11 protein-coding genes are annotated in these 12,811 nt (G+C 35.7%); 7 read left to right on the top strand and 4 right to left on the bottom strand.

Translation table 11 applies throughout. The features are described from left to right. Positions 1-7 precede the first annotated feature (7 nt). Both leuE and ACK1JC_RS09080 read left to right on the top strand, forming a co-directional pair. The gene (leuE, locus tag ACK1JC_RS09075) at positions 8-667 is read left to right on the top strand and encodes a leucine efflux protein LeuE (RefSeq protein ID WP_409511548.1); all 660 of its coding nucleotides are present in this window, start codon (positions 8-10) and stop codon (positions 665-667) included. A 239-nt stretch (positions 668-906) separates the two neighbouring features. Continuing rightward, on the top strand, positions 907-2,079 hold the full coding sequence (locus ACK1JC_RS09080) for a benzoate/H(+) symporter BenE family transporter (RefSeq protein ID WP_409511549.1): 1,173 nt from the start codon (positions 907-909) through the stop codon (positions 2,077-2,079). Positions 2,080-2,741: 662 nt separating this feature from the next. Here ACK1JC_RS09080 and map read toward each other — a convergent pair. Further along, entirely contained in the window at positions 2,742-3,536 is a 795-nt protein-coding gene (map, locus tag ACK1JC_RS09085; RefSeq protein WP_409511550.1) for a type I methionyl aminopeptidase, read from the bottom strand. Positions 3,537-3,858: 322 nt separating this feature from the next. On the opposite strand from map, the gene brnQ reads away from it, so the two are divergent. Both brnQ and ACK1JC_RS09095 read left to right on the top strand, forming a co-directional pair. Then, a complete protein-coding gene (brnQ, locus tag ACK1JC_RS09090) occupies positions 3,859-5,151 on the top strand; it encodes a branched-chain amino acid transport system II carrier protein (protein ID WP_409511551.1) in 1,293 nt (430 codons plus the stop codon). Between the two features lie 422 nt (positions 5,152-5,573). Continuing rightward, positions 5,574-5,816, top strand: coding sequence for a hypothetical protein (locus ACK1JC_RS09095; RefSeq protein ID WP_409511552.1), 243 nt, complete (start codon positions 5,574-5,576; stop codon positions 5,814-5,816). Between the two features lie 108 nt (positions 5,817-5,924). On the opposite strand, the gene ACK1JC_RS09100 is transcribed toward ACK1JC_RS09095, so the two are convergent. Beyond that, complete coding sequence (locus ACK1JC_RS09100) at positions 5,925-6,383, bottom strand: hypothetical protein (protein ID WP_409511553.1); 459 nt, start codon at positions 6,381-6,383, stop codon at positions 5,925-5,927. A gap of 144 nt (positions 6,384-6,527) precedes the next feature. Between ACK1JC_RS09100 and ACK1JC_RS09105 the strand changes: the two genes are divergently transcribed. Next, on the top strand, positions 6,528-7,385 hold the full coding sequence (locus ACK1JC_RS09105) for an alpha/beta fold hydrolase (protein ID WP_409511601.1): 858 nt from the start codon (positions 6,528-6,530) through the stop codon (positions 7,383-7,385). A gap of 131 nt (positions 7,386-7,516) precedes the next feature. On the opposite strand, the gene ACK1JC_RS09110 is transcribed toward ACK1JC_RS09105, so the two are convergent. Then, complete coding sequence (locus tag ACK1JC_RS09110; protein WP_409511554.1) at positions 7,517-9,070, bottom strand: TerC family protein; 1,554 nt, start codon at positions 9,068-9,070, stop codon at positions 7,517-7,519. Positions 9,071-9,523: 453 nt separating this feature from the next. On the opposite strand from ACK1JC_RS09110, the gene ACK1JC_RS09115 reads away from it, so the two are divergent. Both ACK1JC_RS09115 and ACK1JC_RS09120 read left to right on the top strand, forming a co-directional pair. After that, complete coding sequence (locus ACK1JC_RS09115; protein ID WP_409511555.1) at positions 9,524-9,841, top strand: hypothetical protein; 318 nt, start codon at positions 9,524-9,526, stop codon at positions 9,839-9,841. 144 nt (positions 9,842-9,985) lie between these two features. Next, positions 9,986-10,450, top strand: coding sequence for a MarR family winged helix-turn-helix transcriptional regulator (locus tag ACK1JC_RS09120; protein WP_409511556.1), 465 nt, complete (start codon positions 9,986-9,988; stop codon positions 10,448-10,450). Between the two features lie 138 nt (positions 10,451-10,588). Here the strand turns inward: ACK1JC_RS09120 and ACK1JC_RS09125 are convergent, their stop codons facing one another. Next, positions 10,589-12,751, bottom strand: coding sequence for a malate synthase G (locus ACK1JC_RS09125; RefSeq protein WP_409511557.1), 2,163 nt, complete (start codon positions 12,749-12,751; stop codon positions 10,589-10,591). Between the last annotated feature and the right edge of the window lie 60 nt (positions 12,752-12,811).

Below are 12,811 nucleotides of genomic sequence, written 5' to 3' on the forward strand. Positions count from 1 at the left end.
AGACATAGTGTTTGGCGTTATAGATTATTGGACCTATATCATTGGAACCATTTTCATTGTTATTTTACCAGGTCCAAATTCATTGTATGTCATGTCCATCGCCTCACGCTTTGGTGTGAAAACTGGCTATATTGGGGCGCTCGGTGTTTTTACAGGCGACTTAATTTTAATTTTATGCACTATTTTAGGTGCAGCATCACTATTGCATGCATTTCCTTGGCTCTTTATTTTACTTAAAGTCGTTGGTGCAAGTTATTTGGCATATTTAGGTATACGCCTTTTAATTGCAGGTTATCAGACATGGTTCAAAAAAGCCGAAAAGATCGTGGCTTCCACGATAACAAATCAAACTGAACAACAAGACTTTCATCCCTACCGTACAGCGCTGACTATTAGTGTGTTGAATCCGAAAGCTATCTTTTTCTATTTATCGTTTTTCGTACAATTTGTTGATCCAAACTATCCGTATCCTGCAATGAGTTTTGCAGTACTGTCTGTCAGTTTACAAATCATTAGTATGGGCTATTTGACTCTGCTCATTTTTTCAGGTGTGAAACTCGCAAACTTTTTTAATACCCGTTATAAAATTGCAGCTATTGGTGTTGCCTGTGTCGGAATCTTATTCTGTGGCTTTGGTCTAAAACTTGCAACCTCGACTATGGTTTAATTTTTTGTTTCTATTTCCACCAATATTCCGATGATAATCAAAAAATATCATCCTGCTCATTTTTATGTATATTTCCAATGATGACTTTTACATATTTTGCGCATATGCGTGATGTTCATCGGTTATGCTTTCGCTCAGTACTATATTTTGGCATCGCTGAAAGTAAGTGAATATCAAGCTTGATTAAATCTAAAAATTGAATATTTGTTAAAATTTAAACATGTAAGCAGAAAGGAATCATGCAAAAAATCATTCAAGACTTCTCCATCCCCGCCGTATTTGCAGGTTTTATTACTTTTCTAATTGGCATTAGTGTTTCCGCAGTATTGGTCATTCAAGCGGCACAAATTTTAGGTGCATCTGCGGAGCAAATTACTTCTTGGTTTTGGGCTTTAGGCTTAGGCATTGGTCTTAGTGGACTCATTCTCTCTTGGAAATTTAAATACCCCGTTGCAACAGCATGGTCAACCGCAGGTCTTGCCCTCATTATGGCAACAGGCAGTGGCTACAGCTTATATGAAGCTATTGGCGCATTTTTAGTCTGTGGATTATTAACTGCTATACTCGGTTTCATGGGTATTTTTGAAAAAGTCCTCTCTTATATTCCGCAAAGCCTCACGAGTGCTATGCTTGCAGGTGTATTGCTCAAATTCGGCATCGCACTTTTTACAAGCATGCAAACCGATTGGGCTTTTATTTTATCTCTCTTAGCCGTTTATATTATCTCGAAACGCTTATGGGCACGTTATTGCATTGTTATTACCGTCATTGCAGGGCTGATACTCTGTCCAATATTTATGGAATTCCATATGCCTATTGTACATTGGTCATTGGCAAAACCTGTATGGATTAGCCCTGAATTTACATGGTCGGCTATTCTTGGACTTGCTCTACCTTTATTTGTCATCAATATGGCTTCTCAGTACCTTCCAGGGATTGCAATGATTAAAAGCTATGGTTATCAACCGCATGTTAAACACCTCATTGGCTGGACAGGTCTGACCCAAGCTTTACTTGCACCTTTTGGTTGTTATAGCGTAAATATTGCTGCCATTAGTGCAGCAGTTAGTCTTGATGATCAAGTCCACCCTGATCCAAGCAAACGCTATATTGCAGGTATCAGTTGTGGATTTTTTTATATTATCATGGGCTTATTTGCAGCAACACTAACTAGTTTGTTGATGTCATTCCCTAAATTATTTATTATTGTACTTGCAGGAATCGCACTTTTTGGCACCATTAGCCACAATATTGCCATTGCCTTTCAAGATGTCGCAGATCGCGAAGCGGCATTACTGACCTTTTTATTTTGCGCGTCAGGTGTACAGTTTTTCGGTATCGGTTCCGCATTTTGGGGACTATTGTTTGGATTTTTGGTTTCATTCATTCTGAAATTTAAAAATAAAACCTAACAAATTCTCAATACGCTTAACAACGGCATATTCATCACATAAATTTTGAATATAAGATAATCAAGATTCAGGTAAATCATCTTCACAATTTTAGTTGAAAATGACTGCCTGATCTTGTAGTTACGAACATCCAAGCAAGGTTATTGTGCGTGATTAGGCTCAATTGGCAATACATTCTATAAGCTACTACAATAATTACTTAAATTAATATCTACATGGTTCAAAGCACATATGTAAAATAATAAATATAGATTCAAATTTGAACACACAATGGATTGATCTATCTGTTCAGGAGAAACCTGATTTAAAAAATCTTATCATATTGGACAAATAATCTAATTCATTTTTATTATGTAACTTTATTCATTATGATTTTTATAATAGAAAAATAAAAATATCGCCTAAATTTAGGTCAAAAAAAAGCTTATCCAGTGATGGATAAGCTATAAAACTTGAATACAATAAAAAGAAACTACAGCTAGATTCTTGAGATAATTATATAAAATTTAAACTATATTGCCAATATTTAAAAACTATAAAATGAGATAGATTGGATATTAAAAAGTAAAATAATCCAAAATAATGTGATGCAAATCACATTATAGTAGCTTTGGATTTTAAAAATACAATTACATAGACTAAAGTCTAGTTAAAGTAATAATCTAAATCGCTGGATAAATTCCTGTACCTTCAGGCCAAGGTGATAACAATTCAAAACCATCGTCTGTGACCAAAACCATGTGCTCCCATTGTGCAGACCATGATTTATCTTTGGTAACCACTGTCCAACCATCATTGAGCTCTTTCACAGCCGCCTTGCCCATATTGACCATAGGTTCAATGGTAAAAACCATACCTTTTTTCAAGACCATACCCTGTCCTGCTTGACCATAATGCAAAACATTCGGCTGTTCATGATAAACCTTACCAATACCATGACCACAATATTCACGTACAATGGTATAACCATCTCTCTGTGCAACTTGCTGAATTGCATGACCTACATCACCCAACGTTGCTCCTGGTTTTACCGCATGAATCCCTGCAACCATTGCTTCGTATGTTGTATTAATGAGTTTTTTTGCTTCAGGTTTGACATTCCCAACACAGTACATACGGCTGGTATCACCAAAATAACCATCTTTAATAATCGCAACATCAATATTAATAATATCGCCATCTTGTAAAACAATTTTTGCCGATGGTATACCGTGACACACGACCTCATTTGGCGAAATACAAGTCGTTTTGGTATAACCGTAATAACCAATATTGGCAGGTATGACTTTCAATTCATTGACAATAAAGTCATGGCACAAGTCGTCTAAATATTCTGTCGTCACACCAGGTTTGACATAAGCTCCGATCATTTCTAGTACCTGAGCAGCAAGACGCCCCGATATACGAAGTTTTTCAATATCCTGTTCAGTTTTAATAGTGACTGCAGAAGCTTTCATGACTTAACCCTCTTTTTTGAGAAACATAAGTATACGCTTTCCTATCCAATAGGGCGAACCGAATATATAAAGTACATATTAAATGGGAAATAGTATGTATTAGTCTAATTTGTCCAAACAAAGTACATACAAAAATAAATTCGCATATTCAATAATCACTCATTTTCAACTTCAAATATCATATTTTTAGCTTAGATATCATTTGTTTATTTAGAATTTAATGGAATAATACATAACTAAATTATATGTGATTGATAAAATAAAATACAAAAGTAGTTGTATTTACTCTAAAATTATTTCCTTTTGCAATATCTTTCCTTTTATGACTAGTCTCCGCACACGGGATATTATTGCATTAGGGTTCATGACCTTCGCCTTATTTATTGGGGCAGGCAATATTATCTTTCCACCGATTGTTGCTCAGCAAGCCGGTGAACATGTTTGGTTAGCTGCTTTTGGTTTCTTAATCACAGCCGTTGGCTTACCCGTTTTAACGATTATGGCGCTGTCTAAAACAGAAGGTTCCATCGCTATTCTAAGTTCTCCGCTTGGAAAAGTGGCAAGTCTACTCTTGACTGTAGTTTGCTATCTTTCTGTTGGGCCATTATTTGCAACACCACGAACAGCCACTGTTTCTTATGAGATTGGTTTTTCTTCGTATTTTGGTGATTCAGCAAGCAGCTTATTCATTTATAGTGTTATTTATTTTGCGATTGTCACAGTCGTATCGCTATATCCAAATAAATTACTCGATACTGTTGGACATTTTCTTGCACCGCTTAAAATTATCTCCCTTGCGATTTTAGGTATTGCTGCATTTATTATTCCAGCAGGATTAGTCCCACCAGCAATTAACAACTATGTTACAAGCCCGGTATCTGAAGGTTTCGTCAATGGTTATTTAACCATGGATACTTTAGGTGCATTGGTTTTCGGTATTGTGATTATTCATGCCATCCATTCACGTGGCGTTACTGATCCTAAACTCGTGACTAAATATGCCATTATTGCAAGTTTAATTTCAGGTGTAGGCCTAACCCTTGTTTACTTAAGTTTATTTAAACTTGGGCTTGGAAGCCATGAAGCCGCACCAAATGCCGCTAATGGTGCCATAATTTTACATGCTTATGTACAGCATGCTTTTGGTGATATGGGATCAATCTTCCTCACCATTCTTATTGCTCTTGCCTGTATGGTCACTGCAATTGGCTTAACCTGTGCTTGTGCTGAATACTTTTCGGAACTTACTAAAATTCCCTATAAAATTTTAGTTTTCATTCTCGTATTATTCTCATTAATTATTTCAAATCTTGGTTTGACTAAATTAATTGCGGTATCTGTACCTGTACTTAGTGCAATTTACCCGCCAGCAATTGTGGTTATTATTTTAAGTTTCTTTTGGAAATTCTGGAAAAAACCATCACACGTTGTTGCACCTGTAACAGCTATTGCATTTGCATTTGGAATTATTGAAGGCATTAAAGTCACTGCTTTTGCAGATATTTTACCCGATGCTTTACAACATCTACCACTTAATGCACAAAATCTCGCATGGTTATTACCTTCAATTGCTGTATTGATCGTTTGTATTGTGATTGACAAAATTCGAAATTAAGACATTTCTTATTTTTATGCCGTAAAGTTAAATCTTACCCCGATTTAATTTGATTTGTGACCAATACTTGCCATTTTACCCAAATGTGCAACTATTGCTTACACTCGGTGCAAGTGCTACGATCCAAATATCAGATGAAAATACCCCCGAATATCGAGATCAACCCATTTAGGATTGATGCTTTGGTATTTCTCTTTTTCAGTGATTTTGTTTTAACTTAACTTGTTGTGTAATTTTCAATCAAAATAATACTAATTTAGTAAATAAATAAGCTATTCCATTTTTGTCATAAATATGTCACAATTAATTCACATAATAGTAGTATTTTCTCTTGAAATATTCCCATATTGTGGTAAAACTAGAATACAAATCAGACTAAAACACATGGTTTTTAGTCAAACATAACAATAGGAGGTATGGAGATGTTATCAATACATTTCAACAAGCAATTCTTCATTAATTCTTTAAAGACCAATAGCAAATTGGTCATTTATATAAGTACGACGCTTGCCATTTTTTTAATGATTCTTATGCATGGTTTAATTCAAGGCAATTTACAACCTGAATTCTTTGGTTATGCACTTATTGTAACTGCTGTCTTTTATATTTGGGACATCATTGACCACAGCCAGCGTAAACAACGTCGCATCAGTCCTTCTGATTAAAAAAGGGATGACTTTGTCATCCCTTTTTTGTAGCACAAATTGAATAATAAAAATTCAAATACTTTTTTCATCTATTTAATTTTCAATCTTTTTTTCTTAGCTTTACATTTAAATCAAAGCCAATGCTGCACCCCACAATAAACCACCTGTTGCAACAATCTCTCCAATGACCAATAACAACATCGCACAGCGCATCAACCATACAGGTAAACTTAATTTTCCTAATTTATGCGGTTGACGAAATTGGTTTGTCGTATCTTGTAAAAAGCCATGCACAATATAGCTTAAGATTGAAAAGCTAAAAAACAGGACATTAATCAATACAAAAGCAAGATTAAGTTCTGCCGACCATACTGAAAAATAAGCTAAAACCGCTAAAATTAATGTCGCAGGTGCATACAGCAGACTACTTCTATGTGCAATATCGACATAATAATGTGCCTTAGCATGTACAGAACGACTGATCTGCCAATACTTCCAAACTCCTGTGAGCATACCGACCCACAAATATAGACCACTAAAAATAATGGCAATCTTAACGGCAAAGCTCAATTGTTCAACATCCATATCATTTTCCTCTTTATTTTTTATGCCCCATCTTAACAAGCTCTGCAAATATTTTATGACTTTTCGGTCACACTCAAACCTCAGTTTCTTTTTAGAACTCATGTATGTTTAAGCTATCTTCTCTAGAACAATACGATGATTATTATGAGCAGTTGTGAAAACATGACCATTACTTGTAAAGATGGTTATACCCTAAATGCAAAATTTTACCCATCACAAGGTGACACAACCCAACTGCCTATTCTACTTTGTCCCGCCACAGGTATCACAATGGGTTTTTACCACTCATTCTGCGAGTGGTTAGCAACACAAAATTATCATGTTATGGTGTTCGACTTTCGTGGCATTGGACAATCTTTATATACGGAATTAAAAAAGAGTGACGCGAGCATTCAAGATTGGGGAATTTTAGATATTCCGGCTGCCATTGATAGCTTACTGAACAAGACACAACAACAAAAAGTTATTTTGATTGGACACAGTGCAGGTGGACAGTTACTCGGAATTACACCTAATTTTCAGAAAGTTGCTCGATTAATTGCAATTGCAGGTTCAACAGGTCATGTTAAAGGACTCAAAGGGCGTACCAAAAAAATGGCGCCTGTGATGTTTAATGTTGTGTTCCCCGTATCGATTGCGCTGAAAGGTTATGGCGCAACTCAAATGCTAGGCATGGGCGAAAATTTACCAAAGAATGTTGCACGCCAATGGGCACAGTTCTGTAGTAAGCCTGGTTATGTAATCAATGCTATTGGTAAAACCATTTTTAATGATTATCATCAGCAAATTCAATGCCCTATCACAGCTATTTATGCTTCGGATGATGAAATTGCTACCGAAGCTAATGTCAATGATTTACTGCGTTTATATCCAAATGCGAAAACAAATAAAATTGAACTTCAACCAACTCAGTATGATCAAAAAGCCATTGGTCATATGTTGATGTTTAAAAAATCACATCACCATATTTGGGCTGTTATTGCTGAACAAATTGCAGCCTAAGTTTTCTATAGTTTTCTTTAAATCGACTTTAAAATAGTCTTCTACATATTTCTAAATAAAAAAATGCCTCAAATTTTGAGGCATTTTTAATATCAATTTTAAAATTAAATTATTTCAATGAGTTTAATACCTTAACCTCTAGATTCAGGCTTAGTGATTTTTACCCATTTAATACGATTTTCATCCATTTCCAGAACTTCAAACCAAATACCATCGTGTTCAATCTGTGTGCCTTGTTTTACTTCACCTTGAGTTTTATCCAAGATTAGACCTGCAACACTAAAGTATCCTGAATCTTCATGTACCAGATCTAAATCAAGCATACCCATTTCAAGCTCAAGCTGATACAGATCAAGCATTCCCGATGCTTTCCATGTATTTTCATCAATTTTCGTGAGTTCAAGCTGCTCATCGGCATCAGGAAATTCACCTGCAATTGCTTCAAAAACATCGAGCGGTGAAATCAAACCTTGGATATTACCAAATTCATTACTAACTAGAACCAGTGAACCTTTTGAACTACGCAATGTATTAATCGCATCAATCACTTTCATTTTTTCAAAAATGAAAATCGGACGACTGCGTTTTAACAGTTTTTGCAATTGCTCTTCGTCATCCAAAGCATCAATCAATTCTTTAGCACGCGCAATAGTCACAACTTTATCTAATTGACCACGACATACAGGAAATAGACTGTGCGGAACGGCTAGAATTTGCTCACGAATTTTTTCATGATCATCATCAAGATTAATCCATGAAATTTGCAGACGAGGTGTCATAATTGAAGCTACGCTTCGTTCAGCAAGTGTTAAAACACCACCAACCATATAGCGCTCTTCATCACCAAAGGCTTTTTGTGCAGCCAATGATTCACCTGTTTGCAACATCAAATCATCATCTAGCTTACTTCCCATCAATTTCAAGATGGAGTCTGCAGTACGGTGACGCAGTGGAATTTTAGACTGATGCTTTTCTACATTTCGGCTTGTAAATTGGTTAAATGCTTCAATCACAATCGCAACCCCAATACCTGAGTAGATATACCCTTTCGGAATATGGAAGCCAAAGCCTTCAGCGATTAAACTAATACCAATCAATAATAAGAAACTTAAACATAGAATAATGACGGTCGGATGACGATTTACAAAGTTGGTTAATGGTTTCGATGCAACTAACATAACAACCATTGCGACAATCATCGCAACCATCATTACATAGATATTGTCGACCATACCAATTGCAGTAATCACTGAATCTAAAGAAAAAACAGCATCAAGCACGACAATTTGAGCAACAACAGCAGCAAAGCCTGCATAGACAACATTATTTGTTGTTACCTGAACTTCAATTTTACCTTCCATTCGCTCATGCAATTCACTAACTGCTTTATAGAGTAAGAATAAACCACCAAATAGAAGAATTAAATCACGCCCAGAGAAGGTCAAGTTAAAGACCGTGATTAACGGCTTTGTAAGCGTAACAAGCCAAGAAATGGCAAACAATAAGCCCAAACGCATAATTAATGCGAGGCTGAGACCCAAAATACGTGCTTTATCACGTTGTTCTGGAGGAAGTTTATCTGCCAAGATGGCAATAAAAACAAGATTATCAATACCAAGTACAATCTCTAACACAATCAGCGTTAACAGACCAACCCAAATACCGGGATCCATTAAAAATTCCATTGATTAGAACCCCTGCACTGTATTTATTTTACAGCTAAAACAATTTAACCCACACGGCGATGGATCCATGAAAGATACCTTTTTCAATAAAGTGACTTTTATTATGCATAAATGGATACATTTGTAATTCTTTTTTTTTGAAATGTTACATTCTGAAATAATAATATTTTAACCTAGACCCAATCTGAGCTTTACACGCCATCTTCATGTTGTTTTTAAATGAAATATCACTGTACAAATCGATAATATTTAAACATCTGATCATTCATCCATTTTTTAAATCTTTTTTCATTTTGATTAATACATAAATGACTTTTTTATTTATATAAAAATATCCTATAAATATTTTTGATATTTCATTTATGTATATGACTTTTTAGACATCATTTCACTTAAAGTTCTTAATTTACTTTTAACTTTAAATTAATCATAAACTTAATGGAATTTTCAGCCATGACAATTGCTCATGCCTTAACGTTCAAACGCATATCAAAGGACATTACACATACATGTTATGAAGGCACCTATCTCAATCATGATGAGGTTTTAGAACAACATCAGATCAACATTAGGGTAATGCACAAGGATCAACAACAAGAACTTACGTATCAGGTTATTCTTGAAAATACACAACCGACAGCACAACTGACGCAAGTGAATATTATAAATTCTCAAATACTTATAGAAGCAACACGATTTGCGCAAAGTATTATCGCATTCCATCAAAATCATGACAGTTATGCCTTGTCATTACTGAATGAACATGTGTAGTTTAATGCCTAGGAGAAATCTTTATAGTGGATTTCTCCTGTTTTTTCAGATAAATGACTGAACAATTATTGATACATCTATCTAATTTCAAATAATATAAGTAATATAGCGATCAGACGATAATTAAAAAAATGGGATTTAAGAATGTCTAAGAAGTACTCGAAATTTTTACCTACATCAGACGAATTTAATTTGGAAGAATTTCCATTTTATTGGGTAACGCAAGTGCATGCACAATACGTTTTAAATGTAGATCATGCTTTGAAAAAATATGGCGTTGATAACTCTCGCCGTCGCTTGCTACTTGCTCTCAATGCAAAGCCACATGCGAGTGTTTCCGATCTTTCAGATATGATTGTGTCTAAAATGTCGACCACTACAAAAATCGTGTATCGTTTGAAAGATGAAGGTTTTGTTGACACCTATTCATGCACCGAAGATGCACGTATTACTCGTGTACATTTGACAGATTCAGGCAAAAAAATGACTGAGAAAATCAATGATCTCATGAGTGTTGTACTTGAACAATCATTTGAAGGCTTAACACCATTACAAATTGAAAAAATGATGGAATCGTTAAAACATATTTTTAAAAATCTTGCACATTAAAACAAGCATATAAATGTTTGACCAAAACTGCTTTAAATCAACCAGGATTAAAAGCAGTTTTTTATTTCCTTTAATGTAAACGAAATAAAAAAACCTCCGAAGAGGTTTTTTTATTTATTAAAGATACAACAACTCAAATTAGTCGCCTGTATACCCTTTTAACTTTAAACGGTAAGCATGTAACAATGGCTCTGTATAACCTGATGGCTGCTCTGCACCTTTGAATACTAAATCATAAGCTGCATCATAAGCATAACAATTAAATGCTGGACCCATTGGTGTATATAAAGGATCATCCGCATTTTGACCATCAACAATAGTCGCCATACGTTGCATTACTTCTTCTACTTGTTCTTTGGTTACAATACCGTGACGCAACCAGTTTGCAACATGCTGAGAAGAAATACGTAATGTTGCACGATCTTCCATTAAACCAACATTATTGATATCTGGAACTTTAGAACAACCTACACCTAAATCTACCCAACGAACAACATAACCTAAGATACCTTGAAGATTATTTTCAAGCTCTTTAGTTTTTTCTTCATCAGACCAATTTGTATCGGTCGCCAATGGCGGTGTTAATAAGTCATCTAAAGGTAAAGCTTCTGTTTGTAAAAGCTCTTTTTGGCGCTCAGAAACATTACATTGATGGTAATGAATCGCATGAATCACTGCACCTGATGGTGATGGCACCCAAGCACAGCTTGCACCCGCTTCAGGATGTTCAATTTTGGTATTATACATATCAAGCAATAAATCTGGTTTTGGCCACATGCCTTTACCAATTTGCGCTTTACCACGTAAACCAGCTTTAAGACCAATCATTACGTTACGGTTTTCGTACGCTGGGAACCAAGTTTGCGCTTTCACTTCGCCTTTACGAACGAATGGACCTGCTTCCATAAAGGTATGAATTTCGTCACCAGTACGATCCATGAAACCAGTATTAATGAAGATAGTACGGTCTTTCGCTTGCGCGATACAATTTTTCAAGTTTACAGATGTACGACGCTCTTCATCCATAATACCGATTTTAAGTGTCTTCGCAGGTAAACCAAGAGCGTGCTCAGAACGCTCAAACAATTCAACAGCAAAAGCAACTTCTTCAGGGCCATGCATTTTCGGTTTAACGATATACATCGAACCTTTACGAGAGTTATGATTTTCGTTCTGACCTTTAATGTCAGCGAAAGACAATAACGGTGTAATTAACGCATCCATGATTCCTTCGTAGATTTCAGCACCATCTACAAGAATCGCAGGATTCGTCATCAAATGACCTACATTACGAAGAAGCATCAATGAACGACCATGAAGTTTCGTTTCACCGCCAATAAGGTTTTTGTGCGTACGGTCTTTGTTTAAAGTACGCGTAACTGTTTTACCGTTTTTCACGATAGACTCAGTTAAATCACCTTTCATTAGACCTAACCAGTTACGGTAGCCTTCAACTTTCTCTTCTGCATCTACTGCTGCAATTGAATCTTCTAAATCTTGAATAGTCGTTACAGCGGCTTCAAGAACCAAGTCTTTAACGCCTGCAGCATCAGTTTGACCAATCGGGCTTGTTGCATCCACTTCAATGATAACGTGCAAACCATTGTTCAATAGAACAATTTCAACAGGTGCAGCTTCATCACCATTAAAGCCAACAAATTGTGCTTCTTTTGCAAGTGTTGTTGTAGAGCCATCTTTCAAGCTTACAACTAATTTTTTACTTTCCACCGCATATTTGGTCGCATCTGCATGCGAACCTGCGACAAGTGGGAATGTTCCATTTAAGAAATTTTTAGCAAATGCAATAACTTTTTCGCCACGTACAGGGTTATAACCTTTACCTTTTTCTGCACCACCCTCTTCTGGGATCACGTCAAAACCGTAAAGTGCATCGTAGAGTGATCCCCAACGCGCGTTTGCAGCATTCAAGCAATAACGTGCATTACGCACAGGTACTACAAGTTGCGCACCAGCAAGCAATGAAATTTCTTCATCTACATTTTCTGTGCTGATTTGGAAATCTTCTACTTCAGGTAGTAAGTAGCCAATTTCAATAAGGAAAGCTTTGTAAGCTTGAAGTTCAAATTTATTATTACGGTGCCATTCATCAATTTTAGCCTGAAGATCATCACGCTTCGCAAGTAATGTCTTGTTCTTAGGACTAAGATCGACAACAACCTGTTCAAAGTTTTTCCAGTAGGTATCACTGTTTAAACCTGAACCCGGTAAAGCTTCATTTTCTATGAAATCATAGAGTTCTTTAGCAATCGCTAACTTACCTTTTTGAATACGTACAGTCATTGTCTTTCCTGATATTGCTATTTTTTATAACAAGAGTTTCTAGTATACCGAATTATATTT

The organism is Acinetobacter sp. TY2 (assembly GCF_046269225.1).
Classification (GTDB): Bacteria; Pseudomonadota; Gammaproteobacteria; order Pseudomonadales; family Moraxellaceae; genus Acinetobacter.